Annotated in this window: 21 protein-coding genes, 2 tRNA genes and 3 pseudogenes; 13 read left to right on the top strand and 13 right to left on the bottom strand. The window is 67.8% G+C overall.

What is annotated here, in order from left to right; translation table 11 throughout:
- Window positions 1–137 precede the first annotated feature (137 nt).
- Window positions 138–851, bottom strand: coding sequence for a DNA/RNA nuclease SfsA (gene sfsA, locus AC07N1_RS21000; protein ID WP_494673560.1), 714 nt, complete (start codon window positions 849–851; stop codon window positions 138–140).
- Between the two features lie 90 nt (window positions 852–941).
- Here sfsA and AC07N1_RS21005 point away from each other — a divergent pair, with 90 nt between their 5' ends.
- Window positions 942–2,900 carry a S9 family peptidase gene (locus AC07N1_RS21005; protein ID WP_494673561.1) on the top strand — a complete coding sequence of 653 codons (1,959 nt, stop codon included), beginning with the start codon at window positions 942–944 and terminating at the stop codon, window positions 2,898–2,900.
- Window positions 2,901–2,994: 94 nt separating this feature from the next.
- Window positions 2,995–3,747 carry a competence/damage-inducible protein A gene (locus AC07N1_RS21010; RefSeq protein WP_494673562.1) on the top strand — a complete coding sequence of 251 codons (753 nt, stop codon included), beginning with the start codon at window positions 2,995–2,997 and terminating at the stop codon, window positions 3,745–3,747.
- Window positions 3,748–3,840: 93 nt separating this feature from the next.
- Here the strand turns inward: AC07N1_RS21010 and AC07N1_RS21015 are convergent, their stop codons facing one another.
- Window positions 3,841–4,218: a helix-turn-helix domain-containing protein gene (locus AC07N1_RS21015; protein WP_494673563.1), complete on the bottom strand. Its 378-nt coding sequence runs from the start codon at window positions 4,216–4,218 to the stop codon at window positions 3,841–3,843.
- 106 nt (window positions 4,219–4,324) lie between these two features.
- Here AC07N1_RS21015 and AC07N1_RS21020 point away from each other — a divergent pair.
- From AC07N1_RS21020 to AC07N1_RS21040, 5 genes and pseudogenes are all read left to right on the top strand, one after another.
- A pseudogene (locus AC07N1_RS21020) lies at window positions 4,325–4,513 on the top strand (LuxR C-terminal-related transcriptional regulator); the annotation flags it as partial.
- 160 nt (window positions 4,514–4,673) lie between these two features.
- Window positions 4,674–5,039, top strand: a complete 366-nt coding sequence (locus AC07N1_RS21025) for a hypothetical protein (protein WP_494673564.1) — start codon at window positions 4,674–4,676, stop codon at window positions 5,037–5,039.
- Window positions 5,012–5,158: a hypothetical protein gene (locus tag AC07N1_RS21030; RefSeq protein ID WP_494673579.1), complete on the top strand. Its 147-nt coding sequence runs from the start codon at window positions 5,012–5,014 to the stop codon at window positions 5,156–5,158. The genes AC07N1_RS21025 and AC07N1_RS21030 overlap by 28 nt, the downstream gene beginning before the upstream one ends.
- A gap of 94 nt (window positions 5,159–5,252) precedes the next feature.
- Window positions 5,253–5,594 (top strand): hypothetical protein, encoded by a 342-nt coding sequence (locus AC07N1_RS21035; RefSeq protein WP_494673565.1) that lies wholly within the window; start codon window positions 5,253–5,255, stop codon window positions 5,592–5,594.
- 79 nt (window positions 5,595–5,673) lie between these two features.
- A complete protein-coding gene (locus AC07N1_RS21040; protein WP_494673566.1) occupies window positions 5,674–6,099 on the top strand; it encodes a hypothetical protein in 426 nt (141 codons plus the stop codon).
- A gap of 214 nt (window positions 6,100–6,313) precedes the next feature.
- Here the strand turns inward: AC07N1_RS21040 and AC07N1_RS21045 are convergent, their stop codons facing one another.
- The 4 genes from AC07N1_RS21045 to AC07N1_RS21060 form a co-directional block, all read right to left on the bottom strand.
- Window positions 6,314–6,733, bottom strand: a complete 420-nt coding sequence (locus tag AC07N1_RS21045; RefSeq protein ID WP_494673567.1) for a hypothetical protein — start codon at window positions 6,731–6,733, stop codon at window positions 6,314–6,316.
- A 70-nt stretch (window positions 6,734–6,803) separates the two neighbouring features.
- Complete coding sequence (locus AC07N1_RS21050) at window positions 6,804–7,136, bottom strand: STAS-like domain-containing protein (RefSeq protein ID WP_494673568.1); 333 nt, start codon at window positions 7,134–7,136, stop codon at window positions 6,804–6,806.
- Window positions 7,137–7,140: 4 nt separating this feature from the next.
- Window positions 7,141–7,911, bottom strand: a complete 771-nt coding sequence (locus AC07N1_RS21055; RefSeq protein WP_494673569.1) for a hypothetical protein — start codon at window positions 7,909–7,911, stop codon at window positions 7,141–7,143.
- Window positions 7,912–8,434: 523 nt separating this feature from the next.
- Window positions 8,435–8,521, bottom strand: a tRNA-Leu gene (locus tag AC07N1_RS21060).
- 205 nt (window positions 8,522–8,726) lie between these two features.
- On the opposite strand from AC07N1_RS21060, the gene AC07N1_RS21065 reads away from it, so the two are divergent.
- The gene (locus tag AC07N1_RS21065) at window positions 8,727–9,452 is read left to right on the top strand and encodes an FkbM family methyltransferase (RefSeq protein WP_494673570.1); all 726 of its coding nucleotides are present in this window, start codon (window positions 8,727–8,729) and stop codon (window positions 9,450–9,452) included.
- A gap of 4 nt (window positions 9,453–9,456) precedes the next feature.
- On the opposite strand, the gene AC07N1_RS21070 is transcribed toward AC07N1_RS21065, so the two are convergent.
- Both AC07N1_RS21070 and hisD read right to left on the bottom strand, forming a co-directional pair.
- Window positions 9,457–10,221, bottom strand: a complete 765-nt coding sequence (locus tag AC07N1_RS21070; RefSeq protein WP_494673571.1) for an SDR family NAD(P)-dependent oxidoreductase — start codon at window positions 10,219–10,221, stop codon at window positions 9,457–9,459.
- A 15-nt stretch (window positions 10,222–10,236) separates the two neighbouring features.
- Window positions 10,237–11,562, bottom strand: coding sequence for a histidinol dehydrogenase (gene hisD / locus AC07N1_RS21075; RefSeq protein ID WP_494673572.1), 1,326 nt, complete (start codon window positions 11,560–11,562; stop codon window positions 10,237–10,239).
- A gap of 105 nt (window positions 11,563–11,667) precedes the next feature.
- On the opposite strand from hisD, the pseudogene AC07N1_RS21080 reads away from it, so the two are divergent.
- Window positions 11,668–11,805, top strand: a pseudogene (locus AC07N1_RS21080) (hypothetical protein); the annotation flags it as partial.
- 19 nt (window positions 11,806–11,824) lie between these two features.
- On the opposite strand, the gene AC07N1_RS21085 reads toward AC07N1_RS21080, so the two are convergent.
- The 3 genes from AC07N1_RS21085 to AC07N1_RS21095 all read right to left on the bottom strand — a co-directional run bounded on the left by AC07N1_RS21085 (window position 11,825) and on the right by AC07N1_RS21095 (window position 15,538).
- Window positions 11,825–12,418, bottom strand: coding sequence for a helix-turn-helix domain-containing protein (locus tag AC07N1_RS21085; RefSeq protein WP_494673573.1), 594 nt, complete (start codon window positions 12,416–12,418; stop codon window positions 11,825–11,827).
- A 310-nt stretch (window positions 12,419–12,728) separates the two neighbouring features.
- Window positions 12,729–13,784 (bottom strand): NAD(P)-dependent alcohol dehydrogenase, encoded by a 1,056-nt coding sequence (locus tag AC07N1_RS21090; protein WP_492855625.1) that lies wholly within the window; start codon window positions 13,782–13,784, stop codon window positions 12,729–12,731.
- A gap of 128 nt (window positions 13,785–13,912) precedes the next feature.
- Entirely contained in the window at window positions 13,913–15,538 is a 1,626-nt protein-coding gene (locus tag AC07N1_RS21095; RefSeq protein WP_494673574.1) for a sensor histidine kinase, read from the bottom strand.
- 65 nt (window positions 15,539–15,603) lie between these two features.
- On the opposite strand from AC07N1_RS21095, the gene AC07N1_RS21100 reads away from it, so the two are divergent.
- The 3 genes from AC07N1_RS21100 to AC07N1_RS21110 all read left to right on the top strand — a co-directional run bounded on the left by AC07N1_RS21100 (window position 15,604) and on the right by AC07N1_RS21110 (window position 18,210).
- Entirely contained in the window at window positions 15,604–16,221 is a 618-nt protein-coding gene (locus AC07N1_RS21100) for a response regulator transcription factor (protein WP_487291755.1), read from the top strand.
- A gap of 111 nt (window positions 16,222–16,332) precedes the next feature.
- Entirely contained in the window at window positions 16,333–16,704 is a 372-nt protein-coding gene (locus AC07N1_RS21105) for a response regulator (protein WP_494673575.1), read from the top strand.
- Between the two features lie 267 nt (window positions 16,705–16,971).
- Complete coding sequence (locus AC07N1_RS21110; protein WP_494673576.1) at window positions 16,972–18,210, top strand: site-specific integrase; 1,239 nt, start codon at window positions 16,972–16,974, stop codon at window positions 18,208–18,210.
- A gap of 281 nt (window positions 18,211–18,491) precedes the next feature.
- On the opposite strand, the pseudogene AC07N1_RS21115 reads toward AC07N1_RS21110, so the two are convergent.
- Window positions 18,492–19,475, bottom strand: a pseudogene (locus AC07N1_RS21115) (type I restriction enzyme subunit R domain-containing protein); the annotation flags it as partial.
- A gap of 332 nt (window positions 19,476–19,807) precedes the next feature.
- A tRNA-Arg gene (locus AC07N1_RS21120) sits at window positions 19,808–19,884 on the bottom strand.
- A gap of 274 nt (window positions 19,885–20,158) precedes the next feature.
- On the opposite strand from AC07N1_RS21120, the gene ggt reads away from it, so the two are divergent.
- Window positions 20,159–21,901 carry a gamma-glutamyltransferase gene (gene ggt / locus AC07N1_RS21125; RefSeq protein ID WP_494673577.1) on the top strand — a complete coding sequence of 581 codons (1,743 nt, stop codon included), beginning with the start codon at window positions 20,159–20,161 and terminating at the stop codon, window positions 21,899–21,901.
- Window positions 21,902–21,955 lie beyond the last annotated feature (54 nt).

Consider the following 21,955-nt stretch of genomic DNA (forward strand, 5'->3'; position numbering starts at 1 on the left):
GGCTCAATCTCAAACGGGGCGCGTCTCGCGAGGGAGCGCCGGAACTGGAATGTCGGTCGGACCTATGTCGCGACTATAGCACGGAAGTTCAACCGGCGCACCGCGTGCTCCCTTCGCCCATCAAGGGGATGGAGCCCCTAGCGCTTCCAGACGATCGGCCGCGCGATCCGGATCTCTTCAGTGCTCATCGCGCACGCCCAGACCATGATCTCCACCCCCGCCTCGGCCGCGACGTCCAGCCCGCGCGCGAAGGCCGGATCCAGTTCGCGGCAGGCCTGGAAGGCCTCGCAGTCCTCGCGCTGCACCACGAACAGCGCCACCGCACGGTGCCCCTCGGCGACCTGGGCTGCCAGGTCCTCCAGGTGGCGGGCCGAGCGGGCGGCCTTGCAGTCGGGGAATTCGGCCAGGCCCGGCGAGCGCGACAGGTGGACGTTCTTGATCTCCAGCCAGCACGGCGGCCGGTCCGGATCGGTCAGCAGGAAATCGACCCGGCTGGCGGCGGCGTACTTCACCTCCGGCCGCACGTTGGCGTAGCCGGTCAGTTCGGGGATCACCCCATTGGCCAGGGCCTCGGCCGCCAGCTTGTTGGGCAGCATGGTGTTGACGCCCACCAGGCCGGTCCCGTCCGGCCCGGCCGCCTCGACCAGTTGCAGCGTCCAGGCCAGCTTGCGCTTGGGATCGTCGGAGAACGACACCCACGCCCCCTGCCCCGGCAGGTTCACCCCCAGCATCGCCCCGGAGTTCGGACAGTGCGCGGTCACTTCGCGCCCGTCGTCCAGCACCAGGTCGATGAAGAAGCGCTTGTAGCGCTGGACGATGCGTCCGTGGGTCAGCGGTGAAGGAAGCAGCATGGGCGCGAGGGATCCGGAATTGAACGCGAACGCCCTTTGACGAACCACCATGGGGCGAGTAACGGTCGATCGGGGCGAGGGGGCTTGATCTTGCGTGTTTTCGTTGCGGCCTTGGCCGCGGCTTTATCCTGTCTGGCGGCCGGCGCAAGCCGCGCCGACGAGCGTATCGACGCCGAACGCTTCGCGCGGCCCGACGCTTTTGCGAGCATCTCGCTTTCCGAGGACGGCGCGCGCATCGCGGTCGTCTCCCAGCGCGACAGCCTCGACGTCCTGCGGGTCTATCACACCGACCGGCTGGCCGACGGCCCTTCGGCCGAATACGCCCTGGGCGCGGCCCGCACCGCCGAGTGGGCCGCCTGGAAGGGCGAACGCCTGCTGTTCGGCGTCGGCATGCCCGAGCGCGGCCGGACCAACATCCTGTCCATGCGGACGCGCCTGTTCTCCACGGACGAGCGGCTGCAGGCCTTCACCAACCTCGTCAAACGCCCCCGCCACGTCATCTACACGCCCCAGTTCCAGGACCGGATCGCCAGCTTCCTTCCCGCCGATCCGGACGGCGTGCTGGTGGCCGTGGACTGGGTCGATCCGCTGCATCCGGGCCTCATGCGCCTCGACGTCCGCACCGGCGAAGCGACCCGCGTGCTCGATCGCGACAAGAACATCGTCGGCTGGGTGGTCGACGCCGACGGCCGTCCGCGGCTGGGCGTGGGCGACAGCGTTCGCGACCAGTCGCGGCTGTTCAACCTGGCGCCCGACGGCGCGTTGACCCCGGCCACCGACGAGACGACCGACATCGCCGCCCTGGGCTTCGACGGCGACCCGGACCGCCTGGTGGTGGTGTCCGACCACGAGAACGGCGTGGAGGGGCTGTATGTCTACAGCCTTTCCCAGAAGCGCTTCCTGAGCCGGCTGTTCAAGGACGAGCGCTACGACGTCGGGGGCGCGATTTTTTCTCCCGACGGCCGGCGGGTGGTGGGCGCCCGATACGTGGCCGACGGCCGCCGCACGGTCTATTTCGATCCCGAAGCCAAGGCGCGGGCCGCGCGCATCGCGCAGCTGGCCGGATCGGAGAACGTCTTCGTCCACGACCAGAGCCGCGACGGCCGCTTCGTCGTCGCCGGCGTCGTCGAGCAGGAACGGCTGGTCGCCTCGGTCTGGATGGACCTGAAGACCGGCGAGACGCGACCGTTCGCGCGCTTCCAGCCCGCCCTCGACGGCGCGGCGCTGGGGCGCAAGTTCGCCGTGCGCTTCAAGGCGCGGGACGGCATGGACATCCCCGCCTACGTCACCCTGCCGCCTGGCGTCGCCAGCCTGAACCAGGCGCGGAACCTGCCGTTCGTCGTCATGCCCCATGGCGGTCCGGAGGCGCGGGACGACATCGGCTTCGACTGGTGGGCCCAGTTCGTGGCCACCCGCGGCTACGCCGTGCTGCAACCCAACTTCCGGGGCTCCACCGGCTACGGCGAGGCCTTCCGCAAGGCCGGCGAGCGCGCCTGGGGCGCGGCCGTCTATCAGGACGTGATCGACGGCGGACGCTGGCTGGTCCAGTCGGGCCTGGCCGATCCGCGGCGGATGTGCGTCGCCGGCTGGTCGTTCGGCGGCTACCTGGCCCTGGCCGCGGCGACCGATCCCGACCCAGGCCTCTTTCAGTGCGCGGCGTCGATCGCCGGTGTCGCCGACCTTCCGGACCTGATCGAGTCCCAGGGCCGCTTCTATGGCGGAGACCTGGCCACGCGTCGGCTGATCGGACACGCCCGGCGTGATCGCGCCCGTCTGGTGACGGAGTCGCCGGCCCGCCGCGCCGCCGCGGCGGCCATGCCCATACTGATCGTGCATGGCGACGTCGACCAGGCCGTGCCGGTCGAGCAGTCGCAAACCATGGTCGCGCGCCTGAAGGCGGCGGGAAAGCCGGTCGACTATCTCGAACTGCCCCTGGCCGATCACGGCCTGTCGCGGCAGAAGGATCGCCTGGCCATGCTGCGCGCGCTGGAGGCCTTTCTCGACGCGCACCTGCGGGCCCCGGCCCCGACGCTCGCCGCCGTTCCCTGACGCGAGCCCCGGCGCCGACCAGGACAAGGGCGATGACGGTTGCGACGCGCCTGCCGTCGCCTTAAGTCGAAAGCGTTCCAGGGAGTTTCGCCGCATGGTCGATCGTGTCACCGCCGCAGTCCTGATCATCGGCGACGAGATCCTGTCGGGCCGCACCCAGGACGTGAACCTCAACGCCATCGCCAAGTACCTGGCGACCTATGGCGTCGACCTGGCCGAGGCCCGCGTGGTGCCCGACGTCGAGCAGGAGATTGTCGAGGCCGTCAACGCCCTGCGCATCAAGTACGACTACGTCGTCACCACCGGCGGCATCGGCCCCACGCACGACGACATCACCGCCGACTCGGTGGCCAAGGCGTTCGGCGTCACGGCCCCCGAGCACCCCGAGATCATGGCCTTGCTGCGCGAGCGCTGGGGCGAGCCCAACGCCGCCCGCCGCCGCATGGCGCATGTGCCGGAAGGCGGGACGCTGGTGAAGAACCCCGTCCAGGGGCCGCCCGGCTTCCAGAAGGAAAACGTCTTCGTCCTGGCCGGCGTGCCGGCGATCATGCGCGGCATGCTCGACGACGTCGGTCCGCGCCTGCGCACCGGAGCCGTGGTGGTGGCGACCACCGTCCGCGTCACCGGCACCGGCGAGGGCACGATCGCCGCGCCGCTGGAGGCCGTCGCCAAGGCCCATCCGGACCTGTCGATCGGCAGCTACCCGTTCTTCGCCCCGCCGGACGTCTACGGCGCCAGCCTCGTGATCCGCGGCCGCGACCCGGCCGAGGTCGAGGCCGCCGCGGTCGAACTGGAGAAAACCCTGGCCGACCTCGGCGTCACGGGCGTGGAGCGGCTGGAGGCCTGAAGCATTTTCGATGCGAAGCGGATTCCGCTTCGCGTGAAGAAAATGCGTTAAAACAAAGAATTAGTTCTGACCTGATGCAATCAGGTCGAAACTCTAATCCTCCTCGCCGGCCTCGATCATCGCCTGGGCCAGGCCCACCATCGCCCGCTGGGTCTTGGGACCGGCCTGGGCGTAGGCGTTCAGCAGGTCCAGCGCGCCGGGCAGGGTCAGGGCCGCCAGCATGCCGGCGCTCTCCTCGGCGGGGGCGTCCTCGCCCACCAGGGTGGCGACCGTGGTCTCCAGCCGGGCGGCGATGCGCACCAGCATCGAGGCCGAGACGCGGTTCTCGCCGCGCTCGTACTTCTGGATCTGCTGGAAGGTCAGGCCGAGCGCCTCGGCCAGCTCGTCCTGGCTGATCTTCAGATAGCGACGACGAATACGGATGCGCGTTCCGACGGCGAGGTCGATGGGATCCGGGCCGGCTGTCGTCATCTAGGCATGTCCGAAGATCGAAGAACTCGGCTATCTATCGGCGTGGCCGCCCCGCGCCGCAACGCACTTCATCCCTAGATCGAGTGGAGCCGATTCGCTCGCCCCCATGGACACGCCTTCCAACCCCGCCGCCGGCCTCGAACTTCTGACCAAACGCGAGCGCGAAGCCCTGCGCCTGGTCAGCGAACACAGGCTTTCCAAGGAGATCGGCCCGCTGATGGGGGTCTCCAAGTCGCGCGCCGACGCCCTGGTGGAAAGCGCCTGCCGCAAGCTGGGCGTCAACGGGCGCCGGGCCGCGGCGCGGGTGCTGAGCGAGCACGAACGGGGAATCGATCCCACAGGCGCCGTCGCCGCCGACTATGGGATTCGATCCCACCCCGACCCAATCGGACTGGCGGGCGCCCCGCCGTCCTCGCCACCGTCGGCCTTGCGTAGAACCGAGGCTTACGACGACCGTGACATCCGACACCACCGATCAGAAGACAGCCGCTCCAGTCAGCCTGCAGGAACATCGCCTGGGCATGCTGGTGTGGAAGGCCCGCCAGATCCGCCAGGCGGTGAGCGCCTTCGAGCAGGCCTGGCCGCCCCTGCCCCCCGAGCCGCCGGTCCCGCCCTTCGGCTGGTCGCAACTGCAACGCCAGCTGACCGACCTGGCCCCGCCCGAACTGGCCCCGCTGGTGACCGACCTGGTCTCGGCGATCCGCAAGGAATCCGCCGCCAAGCCGCCCGAGATGGTGCTGAGGGAGATCCTGACCATCACCGCGACGGTGCTGGACGAGGGCTTCCGCGAGAAATGCGCGGAGGATTCGACCATGCTCTGACCCCCGCCTTCCGCCTGCTGGCCGTCCTGGCCATCGCGCTCGGCTTCGCCATGCTGATCGGCGGGCTGCTCGGCGCGCGCCAGGTGGTCGAGCTCTTCCAGAACCTGCGCCACGGCTGAGGCCGCCTTTCCCCAGAAGGCGCCCGCCGGCGCCTTCGCTCAACGTCCGGACCGCGCCCGCCGAAGCCGCCGGATCTCTCGAGGGGAACTCCACATGAACCGCCGCATCGTCGCCGAACATCTCGCCACCCGCCTGTTCACCGCCGAGGAGGCCGTCGACAACACCCTGGCCGCCATGGGCGAGCTGATCGCCGCCATGCCCCGCGCCCGCCTGCAGGCCAGGATCGCCGCCGGGGTCGGCCAGCTGGCCGTCGACCACGTGATGGAGGCCGCCTCGGGCCTGGCCGAGGTCCGCCGCTCCCTCATCGCCGCCCACGGCGCCCTGGCCGACGCCAAGGACCAGATCGGCCTGCGCCGCGTCACCCTGGTCGGCGGCGGCGACAAGGAGGAGCCCGACTCCACGCGCGGCCGGCTCGAGGTGGTGAAGTCGGCCTGAGGCCCCGCGCCGACCTCCGCCCTTTCCCAATCACGCGAGTCATCGCGACAATGGCCCCCGGACACGTTCGGGGGCCGCCTTGTTCTCAATCCTGCCGACCCAGCTGGGCGCCGGCGCCATGTTCGTCATCTGCGGGATCGCCCTGTGGATCGGCGGCCGGCTGGAACGCGGCCTGGCCATCGCCACCATCATCGCCTGGGTCGGCTCGGCCGCCCTGGAGATCGACGACCACCGTATCCCCCAGTGGGGCATCTTCGCCGTCGACCTCGTCTATCTCGGCGTGCTGGGCAGCGTGGCCCTCTTCGACCGCCGGATCTGGCTGCTGTTCATGGCCGCCTTCCAGCTGCTGATCGTGCTGACCCACGTCGCCTTCGCCCTCGACCGCTCGCTGATGCAGTGGGGCTTCTTCTCGGCCTACTACCTGTGGAGCTACGCCGAGCTTGTGGCCTTCGCGGTCGGATTGGCGGCGCTGGCCTGGCGACAGAGAAAACAGGCCCGCCGCTGAAGACAGGTGGCCGGCCCGGGCTGGGACGCGCGAGCCGGCCGGCGTCCGGCAGTGTGGAGTGGAAGACGAACGCGCCCCCGCACTCGCCGGAGTCGCCGCCGCCATCTGTGCGCTGACGCACACGCGGCCCAAGATCGCCGAAACAGCTGGTGCGGGCAGAACTCGACATCGCCCAAGCGAGCAATGGCCCACACGCTTTCAACCCTTAAGCAGGTCAATCAGCCTTTTTATGAACCCCCACATGGCGAAAGATTGGATCGCGATTGGCGGACAACAACATCACACGGCGAAGCTCATCACGCGCGGATTCCAGCGCCGCACAGCAAGCATTGAGATTTTCCGCAGTGGCCGCCTCAGAAGAGAAGGAATCCGATGGCACGACTGCCTTGGTGAATGATCCCAGCGCTACAGCAATCATTTGGTAGTCTTTACCTCTTGAGAACGCCTCCGCGATACGATTCTCAAGAATTGATAGCTTCACGAAAGGTTCAGAGGAGACCGCTTGGTTTTGCTCGCCGCGTGCAGCTCGATGTATCCCTGTCAACGTCGATGTTTTGCAATCGTCAACTGCCTCCAGAGCCCGACTGCAGCGACGTGAATGCGACAGCGCCATCGGTGTGACGAGAGCTGTCACGATACCGCCGATACCTAGCGCGGCGACTAGCGGGCCAGCGAGCGGAAGTAGAGCTGTAAGAATGCTAGAATTAGTGGGCAAGGGCGCGATGCTTATGGGCCGCGATAGCTATCTTGACCCAGACTTCTTCCTCACGCTCTCGGTTGTTGGGAAAGCGCACGGTCAGCAACGCGCGAAGCGTCGCCTCGTCAAAGCCCTCCTCTATCAGGCCACCAAAAGCCTCTTCAAGAAACGATGGGGCGACGGCACCGGTGCCGTCAAAATCGACAAACACCCGGTCGCCTCGCTTCAGTGCGGGCACGAGGAATTCTCGCCGAAATTTCTGACCATTGGCATCCTTGCTATGCTCAGGAAAACGGCCAAACGGTTTGGAGTGAAAATCGCGCGCGACGAGGATGTCCATCAGTTCACCGTTGAGACTGCTTTAGCGGACCAGACAAGCGCCATACGACCAAGGTTCCAGGAAAATTCTTCCGAAACCCATAACACGCTTCGCGAGGCTCCGCTGCCGACTCATGTGATGCCGTTTTCGTGAAGCGATACCCCCCCTTGCCGCTGATGATCTGCAGCGCGCCGGAAACAGACGACTGCTCCACTAGCGCGATCATCTGCGGCAGGCCATTGCCATGCCGCTCGGGAGCGATCCCCTCCCTTCGCGCCCGCACCACAGCCTCCAACACGTGCTTATCCCTACGGACTATCGGAGCGTCTGATTTGCCCGACCAATATGCGTCGATCACCGCTGGCATTGTCTGAGGGGCTCGCGTCGGGATTCCGACCCCATGATCAAGGGCGTAGAACAACACGTCGCGTCGTTTGTGATCCACGACCCCAGCAAACCACCACCGATGCGGGAGGTGCGCCTTGTCGCTGGCGTTAGGACCATCATACGCATGGCTAATGACGTTGGTCATCGCCTCTTGAAGAGCGACCTCAACATCGTTTGCATAAGCGTTGTCATCGAATAACTGACGTGTGACGTGCGCCACCTCGCTGAGGCGGTCCTGCACATCGGTCGGCCCACCCGATCTGACCAGCAAAACGCTCTTATCGCGCGTGCGCTTACGGCCAGTGAATGGCGAAACGATCCGCAAGTGCCGAAAGAAGCCAAACGCTTCTAGGGTTCGGCAAACAGCTTCGGACAAAGGGAAATGCCCGTAGATTGTGCGCTTCGCCAACTTCGCGCACCTCTCCATTTCCGCCGTGAGGAGTAAACACCCCGATCGCGATATATGCTCGCAACCAGAGAGATCGACTAAAACTCGAGCGTCTGTCTTCACAACGGCGTCATGAAGATCTTCGAGAAATTGGGAGGTTTTGGGTAGCGCGTCTCTGAGGATCCCAATGCGGGCTGGAGCCACAACAGTAAGCTCAATGTTCGGCCGATCGTCCAAAGGCTCCCCCAAGCCAAAGCACGATCTTTTTGATCACGCTGCGCGGATTGGAACCGTAGACGGACAAGTTGCAAACGGCAATCTAGCGCGTCAGCTACGAAATGTTGCCTATGAGTTAGGCAAAGGGTCATCCCGCTCACGCCAATCAGCAGCGCTGCCCAGCCGTTTTGTTCCGGCCTCACGCCGCTCGCGAGCCTGCTCAACGCTTGGGAGAGCCTGGAAAATAGAATAAATTCAACAACATTATCGAAAAACACAACTTATCGGCGGCTGGCCTCCGAAATCTATCTAAGTCATTGAAATTGCTTGGTGCGGGCAGCCGGGGTCGAACCGGCAAGGCCTTGCGGCCGGCGGATTTTAAGTCCGCTGCGTCTACCAGTTTCGCCATGCCCGCGCGCTGGTGACCCTGGCCTAGCCTAGCCGCGCAGGGTCGTCGAGCCCCCAGGTCGGCGCTCGCTGCATGGGGAGGGTGGAACCGAAACACAATCGGAGGCTTATCGGTAGAGGGAGAGAAAAACCCAGGACCGATCGCGCCCGCCGAGAACCCGTCCTCGGCGGCGATCGTTCGTGGCCGCGTCTCCCGTGGGGAAGAACCGTCCATGACCGGCGCGCCTGTCGATTTCCGGACCATCGACTACGAAGCGGTGCTGGCCGCCTCCTACACGCGCTTCCTCAAAGCGGGTGACACCGTTCTCGACGTCGGCGCGCACAACGGCCTGCACACGGTGCAATTCCTCGCGGCGGTAGGTCCGGACGGACGCGTGGCGGCGTTCGAACCCCTGCCGGAAATGGGCGTCGTGCTGGATCAGCTCGCGGCCCGCCATCCCAATCTCCAGGTCGAGAAGGTCGCCCTCGGACGCCTGGAGAACACCACCGTGCGGTTCGTCCGCGCCGTCGGCAGCCTGTCGGAAAGCGGCCTGCGCGTGCGCCAATACAACGACCCCGACCGGGTGACGCCGCAGACGATCGAGGTTCGCGCCACGACCATCGACGAGGCGGCCGGCCGGCTCGGCATTTCGGCCGTCGCCTACGTCAAGATGGACATCGAGGGCGGAGAGCTGGACGCCCTGGCGGGCGGGGCTGGAACGGTCGGGCGGTTTCGGCCGATGATCTCGGTCGAATGGGGCGGCCAGGCCTACAAGGCCTACGGCCACCGCGAGGACAGCCTCTACGACTACGCCGCCTCGGTCGGCTATCGCATCCACGACCCGTTCCTGAAGGACATCGGCTCGCGCGAGCTGTGGGACGGCGCCAAGGCGCGCTACTGCTGGGACTATTTCCTGGTGCCGACCGAGCGCGTCGACGAGATCTCGCGCCTGGTCTAGCGCCTCAATCGGCGGTCCAGCCGCCATCCACCACCAGCGAGGAGCCGGTCATCAGGGCGCTGGCGTCGGAGGCGAGGAAGACGATGGCGCCCATCAGGTCCTCGACCTGGCCCAGGCGGCCGAGCTTGATCTTGGCGAGCACGCTTTCGAGGAAGGCCGGGTCCTCGAAGAACGGCCGGGTCAGCGGCGTCTCGATGAAGGTGGGGGCGATGGTGTTGACCCTGATCCCGTGCGGGGCGAGGTCCAGCGCCATGGCCTTGGAGAGGCCCTCCAGCGCCCATTTGCTGGCGCAGTAGAGCGTGCGGTTGGGACCGCCGACATGGCCCATCTGCGAGGTCATGTGGATGATCGAGCCCTTGCTCCCCTGCTCCACCATCCCTTGCGCCACGGCCTGGGCGACGAAGAAGGCGGCCTTGAGATTGAGGTCGAGCACGGCGTCGTAGTCGTCGACCGTGACCTCGCCGAACGGCTTGGGGCGGTTGGTGCCGGCGTTGTTGACCAGGATGTCGAAGGCCGGGCGCGCGCCCAGCGCAGCGCGGACGGCCGCGACATCGCCGACGTCGAGCGCCAGGGCCTCCGCCGCCCCGCCCTGCTCGCGGATGGCCAGCGCCGCCGCCTCGATCTCGCCGGCCGAGCGGGCGACCAGGGTCACCGTCGCGCCGGCGTCGGCCAGGGCCGCGGCGGCGGCGAGGCCGATGCCTCGCCCCGCCCCGGTGACCAGGGCCCGGCGGCCGTCCAGACGGAACGACGGCGTGCGCGGCAGTTCCATCGCCCTACCCGCCCCCTATTCCGCCGCCAGCACGGGCGAGGCCGCCCCGGCATAGGGCACCTCCCGATGGCCGTAGCGGCGCACGCGGATGTTGGCCTGCTCGCCATGGCCGGCGAAGCCTTCCAGGGCGCACAGGCGCGAGCAGTACTCGCCGACAAGGGCCGACGCTTCGTCGGTCAGCACCTTCTGGTAGGTGCAGGTCTTGATGAACTTGCCCACCCACAGGCCGCCGGTGTAGCGGGCCGCCAGCTTGGTGGGCAGGGTGTGGTTGGTGCCGATCACCTTGTCGCCGAACGAGACATTGGTGCGCGGCCCCAGGAACAGCGCCCCGTAGTTGGTCATGTGCTTGAGGAAATAGTCCGGGTCGCGGGTCATCACCTGCACGTGCTCGGAGGCGATGCGGTCGGCGATCTCGACCATCTCCTCGTCGCTGTCGGCGAGGATCACCTGGCCGAAGCTCTCCCAGGCCCGGCGGGCGATGGCGGCGGTCGGCAGGATCTCGAGCAGGCGTTCGACCCAGGCGATGGTGTCCTCGGCCAGCTTCCGCGACGTGGTCAGCAGGATGGCCGGGCTGTCGGGGCCGTGCTCGGCCTGGCCCAGCAGGTCGGTGGCGCAAAGCTCGCCGTCCACGCTGTCGTCGGCGATGACCAGGGTCTCGGTGGGACCGGCGAAGAGGTCGATGCCGACCCGGCCGAACAGCTGGCGCTTGGCCTCGGCGACATAGGCGTTGCCGGGGCCCACCAGCATGTCGACCGGCGCGATGGTCTGGGTGCCCAGGGCCATGGCCGCCACGGCCTGCACCCCGCCCAGGCAGTAGATCTCGTCGGCGCCGGCCATGGCCTGCGCGGCGACGATGGCGGGCGCGGGCTTGCCGCCGAACGGCGGGGCGCAGGTCACCACCCGCGGCACGCCGGCCACCTTGGCCGTCAGCACCGACATGTGGGCCGAGGCCAGCAGCGGATACTTGCCGCCCGGCACGTAGCAGCCGGCGGCGTTCACCGGCAGGTTCCTGTGGCCCAGGATCACGCCGGGCAGGGTCTCGACCTCGACGTCCTTGAGGCTATCGCGCTGGATCCGGGCGAAGTTGCGCACCTGGGTCTGGGCGAACTCGATGTCCTTCAGATCGCGATCCGACAGCTGGTCGAGGCAGCCCTGGATCTCGGCCGGCGACAGGCGGTAGCTCTCGCGGTCCCAGCCGTCGAACTTCGTCGACAGCTCGCGCACCGCCGCATCGCCCCGCGCCGCCACGTCGGCGAGGATCCCCTCCACCGTCTCGCGCACCGCCCGGTCGGCCGCCGCAACAACCCCCGCATCCGCCCCGCTCTTCAACCACTTCGCCATGGCCGTCTCTCCTGGAAGTCTCCCGGGAGAGGTGTGGCCTGGATCGGCGGTGCACGCGCGGCGTGCGGCGGGAACGGTCGCGTAGTGGAGAGCGGGCCAGCCTATCCTTATTCCCGTCATTCCCGCCCTTGTGGCGGGAAACCCTCCGTCCGCCGCAAGGACGGATGAGGCGGACCGCAGGCGGTCCGCTGGCGCTTCACGTGTCGGCTGAACCAGGGGTTCCCGCCACAAGGGCGGGAATGACGGGAGAAAATGGAGCCGCTCAAGCCGCCAGGCGATGCGCCCGGCGCCAGGCTTGGGGCGCGACGCCCATGGCGCGGCGGAACAGCCGGCACAGGTGCGACTGGTCGGCGAAGCCGCACAGATAGGCGATCTGGCTCAGCTGCTCGCGGGTGGTCAGCATCATGTGCTGGGCCGCCTCCAGCCGCCGGCGGGTGACATAGGCGTGCGGCGTCTGGCCGAAGGTGACCTTGAAGGCGCGGCCGAAATAGCTGGGGCTGAGCGCCACCAGGGCGCCCAGGGCCGCCGTGCTGAGATCGCCCTCCAGGCCCTCGTCGATGTGCTTGCGCAGCTTGCGCGCCTGCCAGGGGGCCAGGCCGCCCTGCACCGCCGGCGCGACCTGCGGCGCGGCGACCCCGACGACGCCAACGCCGACGACAAGGGCCGAGGCCTTGGCGACCAGGGCCCGGGCCGTGGCCGCCTCGGGCTCGACCGATCGCTCCAGCGAGCGTTCCAGGGCGCCGAGCACCTCGCGCAGGTCGGCGAAGCTGCGGGGCTCGCCCGCCAGTTCCCGCGCGGCCAGCAGGCCGTTGGAGGGGGCGGCGTCGGAGAAGGATGACGGAGCGAGGAAGGACATGGTTTCGATCCCTGACTGCGGGCGCCCCGACGGGCCCCTTCGTTTTCGAGGATCATTGTTCTGCGACCGCGCCGCCCGTCGCCATCGCACCTGCGCTTATCGTCGCAGTCCCAGGGTTTGACGGCCTCATACCCAGGTATGGGATCGCTACCTTCGCGGACAGACCGTCCCCTTTTTCCGTGCATCCCCGCGAAGGCGGGGATCCAAGCCGAGTCGGCCGGCTCGCGCCGAACGCGCCACAGCCTGGGAGTCAGCTTGGGTCCCCGCCTTCGCGGGGACACACGGATGAGGGGCGATCGCCGGGGTAGATTCAGCCCTCGGCCAGCGAGGCGCTGTCGATCACGAAGCGGTACTTCACGTCGCTCTTCTGCATGCGCTCGTAGGCGGTCTCGATCTCCTGGATCTTGATCATCTCGATGTCGGAGACGATGCCGTGCTCGGCGCAGAAATCGAGCATCTCCTGGGTCTCGGCGATGCCGCCGATCAGCGAACCGGCGATCGACCGGCGCTTGAAGATCAGGGCGGCGACGTCCGGGCTCGGGTGAGCGTGTTCCGGCACGCCGACCAGGCACAGGGTCCCGTCGCGCTTCAGCAGGGCGGTGAAGGCGTCGAGGCTGTGGCTGACCGAGACGGTGTTGAGGATGAAGTCGAACGAGTTGGCGTGGGCGGCCATCTCATCGGCGTTGCGCGACACCACGACCTCGTCGGCGCCCAGGTCAAGGGCGTCCTGGCGCTTGGCTTCCGAGGTGGTGAAGGCCACGACGTGGGCGCCCAGCGCGTGGGCCAGCTTGACGCCCATGTGGCCAAGGCCGCCGATGCCTACGACGCCGACCTTCTTGCCCGGACCGACGTTCCAGTGGCGCAGCGGCGACCAGGTAGTGATGCCGGCGCACAGCAGCGGGGCGACGGCGGCCAGCTGCTCCTCGGGGTGGCTGATCTTCAGCACGAAGCCGTCGTTGACGACGATCTGCTGCGAATAGCCGCCCAGGGTGTGGCCGGGGGCGTCTTCGGTCGGGCCGTTATAGGTGCCGACGAAACCGTTCTCGCAGAACTGCTCCAGGCCGTCGTCGCACGAGTGGCAGTGCTTGCAGCTGTCGACCATGCAGCCGACGCCGACCACGTCGCCTTCCTTGAAGCGGCTGACCGAACCGCCGACGGCCGAGACGCGGCCGACGATCTCGTGCCCGGGCACGCAGGGGAAAAGGGTGCCGGCCCATTCCGAGCGCACGGTGTGCAGGTCGGAGTGGCAGACGCCGCAATAGGCGATCTCGATCTGGACGTCGTGCGCGCCGACGGCGCGGCGCGTGATGTCCATCGCTTCCAGCGGCTTGTCGGCGGCGAAGGCGCCATAGGCTTTGATGGCCATGTGCAGGATATTCCGATTGGCTTTGGGGGAGGAGGAGACCCCCCGCGGGGCCTCGCACAGCCAATCTAGCGCGCGCGCGATCGTAAAATTAGCCGCTCAGTCTTTCACGGCTCGATGAGCAAAATTCATCAATCAATCTCTTGCGGGTCGGCCGCCAGGGGCAATCGCAGATCGAACCGCGCCCCCTCCCCCGGCTGCGACGTCACGACGATCGTCCCGCCATGGGCCTCGGCGATGGTCTTGCAGATCGACAGCCCCATGCCCATCCCCTCGGACTTGGTGGTGTAGAAGGCGTTGAACAACTGCGGCAGGCGCTCGGGCGCCACGCCCGGCCCGGTGTCGGCCACCGACAGCACCACCGCCTCGCCCTCCCCTCGCCCTTCCACGGCCCCGCGCACGGTCAGCACCCGCTCGGCCCCCTCGTCCTCCAGGCCCTCGGCCATCGCCTGCACGGCGTTGACCATCAGGTTGACCAGCACCTGCTGCAACTGGACCCGGTCGCCCTCCACCTCGGGCAGGTCGGCGGGAACCTGCACGCGCAGGGCCACCCCGTGGGCCGTCAGCTCGCGCCGCACCAGCAGCACGGCGTCCTCGACCAGCGCGCCGAGCGCCAGCCGCGTCGTCTCCGGCTCGCCCTTCACCGCCATGGTGCGGATGCGGCCGATCACGCCCGAGGCGCGGTTGGCCTCACCGATCATCCGGTCGAAGGCCTTGCGCACCTCCTCCAGGTCCGGCGTCTCGCGCTTCAGCCAGCGCAGCCCCGCCTCGCCGTTGGTGACGATGGCCGACAGCGGCTGGTTGACCTCGTGGGCGATCGAGGCGGTCAGCTCGCCCAGCGTCGAAATTCGCGCCGCGTGGGCCAGTTCGGCCTGCACCCTCTGCAGGTCCTCCTGAGCGCGCAGGCGGTCGGTGATGTCGATGACGCCGACCAGGGTCGCCCCCTGCGGCAGGTATTCGCGCGGATAGCAGCAGGTGAACAGGCCGTCGAACTCGCGGCCGTCATAGGTGCGGAACCGCGCCTCGCTTTCGTAGTGCGGCTTCTTTTCCAGGGCGGCGACGACGCTGGCGGCGAAGACGTGCTCGCTGCTCGGCGGCCAGAAACGGTCGACCGGCCCGATCAGCTGCTCGCGCGTGGCCTCGAACAGCTGCAGCGACTTCTCGTTGACGTCGACGACCTGGCTGGCCTCCATCATCTCGCGCACGAAGCGCGGGTTCTCGGCGATGTGGCTCCTCAGGCTGGTCACCCCCTTGGCGCGCAGGGCCCCGAACATCCCGGCCAGGGCCGAGAAGTCGAGCTCCCAGAACGACACGCTCATGGCGTGGAACACGTTGCGGAAACGGTATTCGCTGCGCCGCAGGGCCTCCTCGGCCTTGCGGGCCTCGGTGACGTCGCGGCCGGTCTCCAGGATGTGGATCGGCGCGCCCGCCGCGTCGCGGCGCAGCGACCAGCGCAGGTCGATCACCGCCTGGCGGCCGTCGGCCAGCCGCCGGGTGACCTCGCCCCGCCATTGCCCCTCGTCCAGCAGGCGGGCGTTGATCTCCTCCAGCGGCGCCGGAAAGACGGTGGCCAGCGGGTCGGCGGCGCCGGCCTGGCGGACGGCCTCGCGGCCATGGCCGTACAGCGCCTCGCAGCCCTGGTTCCAGAACAGGATCCGCCCCTCCAGGTCGCGCACCAGGATCGGCTCGTGGGCGGCGGCCAGCAGGCCGAGCAGGGATTCGGTCGAAACGTTCAAGACGTCGGGGTGGTCGCGCATCGAGATCACCGAAGGTTGCGCCCCTTTATTGACGGCGCGCAGTGGTTGGTCCAGCTATCGCCCTCATGTCGGTTCCGACGGTGCACATTGTCGACGACGACGGGGCCATACGCGAAGCCCTGGACAGCCTGTTCCGTTCGGTCGGGCTGGAGACCCGCCTGTTCGGCAACGCCCAGGACTTCTTTCGCTCCGGACATGCGCACGACGCGGGATGCCTCGTCTTGGACGTACGGCTCCCGGGCGTCAGCGGCCTAGACTTCCAGGCCCAGCTCAACGCCGCCGACATCCGCATGCCGGTGGTGCTGATGACCGGCCACGGCGACATCCCGATGACCGTGCGCGGCATGAAGGCCGGCGCCGTCGACTTTCTGGCCAAGCCCTTCCGCGACCAGGACATGCTCGACGCGGTGACCGCCGCCATCGGCCGCGACCAGGCCCAGCGCGCCGAGCGCTCGGGGCTCGACGAGGCCCGCCGGCGCTACGACACCCTCACCGCCCGCGAGCGCCAGGTCATGGCCCTGGTCGCCGCCGGCCTGATGAACAAGCAGATCGCCTTCGAGATCGGGCTGTCCGAGATCACGGTGAAGATCCACCGCGGCTCGGCCATGCGTAAGATGGAGGCCCGCTCGATGCTGGAGTTCGTGCGCATGGCCGAGCTGCTCGGCGTCGCCCCTGCGACATGACGCCATACACCCGAGTATGATTCCGCCGGCGGCCGGTCTGGGGCAGATAGGTCCCACCCGTCGCCCGCCGCCTGTTCGCGCGGCTCCGGCGGGACCGGAAGGGACGAGTAGGTGTCGCAAGCCCCGTTGATTGCCGTGGTCGACGACGATGAAGCCGTCCGGGCTTCCCTGGAAGCCCTGATCCGCTCGCTGGGCCACCGCGTCGCCACCTTCGCCTCGGCCGCCGCCTTCCTGGCCTCGGAGGTCTCGTCCGCCGCCGACTGCCTGATCAGCGACGTCCAGATGCCCGGCCTCTCCGGCTTCGACCTGCAGCTGGCCCTGGGCGAACGCGGCCTCGCCACCCCCGTGATCCTGATCACCGCCTTCGACGACGCCCGCGCCCGCACCCGCGGCCTGGCCCTCGGCGCCACCTGCTTCCTGAAGAAACCCTTCAGCGGCGAAAGCCTGATCCGCTGCCTGGAATCGGCGCTGTCCGGCCGCTGACGCGAACGACGGCGCGGCAGGGAGGCCGGCGGCTTTCTGATTTTGGAGAAAATGGCGCGCCCGGAACGATTCGAACGTCAGACCCTCAGATTCGCAGTCTGCCAATAGAGATCCGCAGCAATCCGCGCCGTTACTATCATGCCTAACAACATGCCGTATTTACTGCGTTTTTCATAATTGACCGCAAATCCCGCTCCGCATAGATACGCAGCGCTGCGGCACCACGGCGCACCACGGCAGCACCACAGGATTGGGCGAGGACAACAGATGGCGGGCAGCTTCACGGCCAAACTGACGGCGCGGACGGTGACGGCGATCAAGCCGAACGGCGATGACTTCGATGTCCGCGACCGCGAACTGCGTGGCTTCCACGTCCGCGTCACCAAGCGCGGCGAAATGATCTACCGCTTCCAATACCGCCGGCCGGACGGCAGCCGCCCCGTGCTCACACTCGGCAAGGTGAGCGAACTCACGCCAGATCAGGCCCGCAAGGCGGCTCAAGCTCACTTCATCGCCGTGGGCGGCGGGGCCGATCCGCGCAAGGCTCGCCAGGACTGGATCGCCGCCCCAACCATGGACGACCTCTGGGAGCGCTACGAGCGTGAGCGGCTGAAGATCAAGAACCGTGAGCGGACGGTCGCCGAGTATGTGCGCAACTGGAAGACCCACTCCCAGCCGCTGCTAGGCCGCCTGAAGGTCGTCGAGGTCGGCCGGAAGGAGATCAACGCCGTGGTCGCCGGGATGGGCAGCAAGAAGACCACCGCCAACCGCGTGGTGGCCCTGCTGTCGGTGATGTTCAACTTCGCCATCGAGAACGAACTACGCGCCGACAACCCCGCCGCCGGCGTCCGCAAGCACCGCGAGAACACCCGTGACGTCGCCTTCACTGACGACGAACTCGGGCGGATCGCCGCCGCCATCGAGCAGGAGCCCGAGAGCTGGGCACGGACGGCCCTGACCCTGATGATGGTCACCGGCGCGCGCCACGGCGAGATTCTGAGCGCGGAGTGGTCGGAGTTCGATCTCGACGACAGCGCCCCGACCTGGCGCATGCCAGCCCAGCGGATGAAGGGCGGCAAAGCCCACACCTACGCTCTGGACGCTGACACCGTCGCCCTGCTGCGCGACTGGCGGGCCAACGCGCCCTTCCTTTCGCCGCGCTGGGTGTTCCCCAACATCAAGGGCATGGGACCAAAGGAGAGCCTGCAGAAGCCGTGGGCGCGGGCGAAGGAGAAGGCCAAGCTGACGCGCGGCGTGCTGCACTCGTTCCGCCACACCTTCCTGACCCGGCTCGCCGAGAGCGGCGCCAGCGCCATCGACATCCGCAACACAGCGGGCCACGCCGACATCGCCACGTCCATGAAGTATGTGCATGCCGCCGAGAACGCCCGGCTGCGCGAGCTTCAGGAGCAGAACCGCCGGGGCATCCGCGAGGCGATGAAGAAGCGTCCGATGGACGCCGAGGTGCGGCAGTTCCCAGGCACAGGCAAGACGGAGACCGCCTAAGCCTCGGTCTCGTTCGCCCCGGCGGCGCGCCGCAACGCCCCGTAGAGGTCGCCCGGCCCCAGCAGGATCTTCAGCAGCTCATCGCGGATGCGCTCCGACGCGAGCACCTGACGGCTCATGGACGTGAAGGCGTCGTCGCTGTCCATGGCGGCGTCGAGAAGCTGGCTCTGCAGCGTGGGAGAGTTGCTGAACTGCGCCCGCGTGTTGGCCATCGCCTGTTCCTGCAGTTCCTCGGACGCCAGCATGTGGCTCTTCAGGAAGCCGTTGACGTAGTGCAGTTGATCATCGTCTGAGAGCAGCCCCTCGAAGAGGTCGTTCACCCGGGCGATGATCTCGTTGAGCAGCGCCTTGTCCTTCTCCTGCAGGCTGCCCGAACCGGTCTCGGACATGCCCGGCAGCTTGGGCGCGTCGCCCCCGCCGTAGAGCAGGTCGCGCTTGGCCTCGGCCTTCAGGCTGTGGTGCGTCAGCTTCACGCCCGACAGGTCGATCCCCTCGCGCTCGCGGCCGAACTCCAGCAACGGCAGCAGGCGGCGATAGAAGATCGCGCGCTTCTCGATCTCGGTGTTCCCGTAGTCGAGGATCTGACTGAGGAAACTGTAGAGCCGCACGAACGTGCCCATGTCGCCCTTGAACAACGTCAGGGCGTCCATGTGGTCCTTGGCGTCACCCTTAGCGCGCTCGTCGCCCTGCGCGTCGGCCAGCGTCCAGGCCTGCTTGGCGGCGTTGAAGGCGTGGACGATGCGGCTCGCCACCGGCTCAATGGCGGCGATCAGGTCGGACTGGCGGGCCACCGGGTTCAGCTCGACCTTCACCACCCGCTCGACCTCGAAGTCGTCGTAATGGCCGCTGCCGTCCAGCTTGGCGCGCAGGTCGTAGATCAGGTTCGGATCGGTGGCGCTCTCCAGCTCCGCCGTCTCGTAGTAGGTGCGGAACGCCGCCAGGATCTCGTCGGAGCTGTTGACGAAGTCGAGGACGTAGGTGGTGTCCTTGCCTGGATGGGCGCGGTTCAGGCGCGAGAGGGTCTGCACCGCCTGGATGCCGGCCAGCCGCCGGTCGACATACATACCGCACAGCAGGGGCTGGTCGAAGCCGGTCTGGAACTTGTTGGCCACCAGCAGCAGATGGAAGGCCTCGCCCTTGAAGGCGTCGCGGATGTCGCGGCCGTTCAGGCCGGGATTGAGCGTGTGGCTGGTCTCGCTGACCTCGCCCAGATCCTTGTCGTTCACCTCGCCCGAGAAGGCCGCCAGCGTGCCCAGCGGGTACCTTGATCGGATTGTCGAGGCAGAGAGCAAGACGGTCATTGCTGCCTTCGAAAAGCGGATAGACGAACTCGACCGTCAGAAGCTCTTGGTGGCAGAAAAAATGGAGAGATGCGGCAAGCCTTTGAAAGGCTATGAGGAGAGTTTTCGAACGGCGATGAGCTTTCTCGCAAACCCCTGGAATCTATGGTGTTCCGGCAAGCTTGAGGATCAGCGGGCTACCCTAAAACTCACCTTTCCAGGTGAGCTTCGGTACAACCGAAAAGAGGGCTTTCGAACGCCGAAAACGTCCTTACCCTTCAATATCTTGAGTGAGAATTTCCCCTTAATTGGGGAGATGGCGCGCCCGGAACGATTCGAACGTCCGACCCTCAGATTCGTAGTCTGATGCTCTATCCAGCTGAGCTACGGGCGCGCACTGCCTTGCGGCGAGGCGGGGGAAATAGCCCGGACCCTGGGGGTGTGCAAGCGTCTTGTCGCAAGAAAGTCGCCGAGTTTGGTGGATAAGTGCGCAATCCCTTTTCGGGCAAGGCTTTGCGCGGCTGAAAAAGATGTCGCAGGGGCGCGGGAAGGCGTTTTTTGCGAGCGCGGTGGCGGCGGCGGGGGCATGGTTCGTCGAATCTCCGTCTCGCGAGTCGGCTTTAGGCCGGCTTTCGGAGCCTGTTCGCGCCCGTTTCGAGGATCCGCCCATGCGTCTGCCCGTTCTCGCCGCCCTCGCCGTCCTGACCGCTTGCGGAGGGATCGCCGGCTGTGCGACGCTGGCGGCCGTGGCCAAGGACAGGCCGGCCCCCGTTACGGCGGGCGCGGCGGCGGCCTACAGCCCGCGCGGCATGGTCGCCACGGCCAATCCGCTGGCCACAGAGGCGGGCCTGCGAGTGCTGCGCGAAGGCGGTTCGGCCGTGGATGCGGCGGTGGCCGTGCAGGCGGTGCTGGGCCTCGTGGAGCCGCAGAGCTCGGGCCTGGGCGGCGGCTCGTTCCTGATGGTCTACGACGCCAAGACCGGCAAGGTGACGGCCTATGACGGCCGCGAGACCGCCCCGGCGGCCGCGACGCCGGCCCTGTTCCTGGGCGACGACGGCAAGCCCGTGCCGTTCATTTCGGCGGTTCTTTCGGGCCGCTCGACCGGCGTGCCGGGTGCGGTCGGCATGCTGGCCCAGGCCCAGAAGGAGCACGGCGCCATCGCCTGGGATCGCCTGTTCCTCGACGCCGAGAAACTGGCCGACCAGGGCTTCACGGTGAGCCCGCGCCTGGCCTCGATGATCAACGGCCGCTCGCCCCAGGGGAAGACGGCCGACGCCACCGCCTATTTCACCAAGCCCGACGGCCAGCGCTACCAGGCCGGCGAGACGCTGAGGAACCCGGCCTACGCCGCCACCGTGCGCCGCCTGGCCTCCGAAGGGCCCTCGGCGCTCTATGAAGGCCCGCTGGCGCAGGCGATCGTCGCCAAGCTGCACGAGGGCGAGCGGCCCTCGACCATGACCCTGGCCGACATGGCCGCCTACAAGCCGCGCAGCGCCGACGCCCTCTGCCGGCCGTGGAAGGTCTACACCGTCTGCGTGCCCAACCCGTCGTCGAGCGGGGTGTCGCTGCTGCAGGCCCTGCTGATGCTCGAGCACACCGACATCGACAAGCGCGGCCCCAAGGACCCGATCGCCTGGACCCAGATCGCCGAGGCCGAACGCGTCATGTACGCCGACCGCGACCGCTATGTCGGCGATCCGGGCAAGGTGACCGTGCCGGTCGAGGGCCTGCTGGAACCGGCCTATGTCAAGGAACGCGCCAGGCTGATCGGCGAGACGGCCGGCCCGGTCCCGACCTTCGGCCTGCCCAAGGGCGCGCCCAAGGTCGGCCCGGACTCGACCGTCGAGCCGGGCGGCACCACCCACTTCGTCATCGTCGATCCGGCCGGCAACGTGGTGTCGATGACCACCACGGTCGAGAGCATCTTCGGCTCGGGCCGCATGGTCGGCGGCTTTTTCCTCAACAACCAACTGACCGACTTCAACTTCGCGCCGATCGACAAGGACGGCCTGCCCGGCGCCAACGCCGTGGCCGGCGGCAAGCGCCCGCGCTCGTCGATGTCGCCGCTGATCGTCCTGGACAAGAAGGGCAAGTTCCTGGCCGCCGTCGGCTCGCCGGGCGGCTCGGCGATCCTGTCCTATAACCTCAAGGCCATGGTCGGGGTGTTCGACTGGGGCCTGTCGATGCAGGACGCCGTGGCTCTGCCCAACCTGGTGGCGCGCGGCGAGGTGTTCTCGGGCGAGGTCGATCGCTTCGGCCCGGAGCTGACGGCGGCGCTGCAAGCGCGCGGCGTGCTGGTCAAGGAAGGCCAGAACGAGAATTCGGGCCTGCACGGGGTGATCGTGCAGGCGGGGGGCGTGCTCGAAGGCGGCGCGGATCCGCGTCGCGAGGGCGTGGCGAAGGGGCTGTGAGCTAGATCCTCCCCCTCTGGGGGAGGTGGCCCGGAGGGCCGGAGGGGGCCTCTC

Source organism: Caulobacter sp. GW821-FHT09B11 (assembly GCF_059418205.1).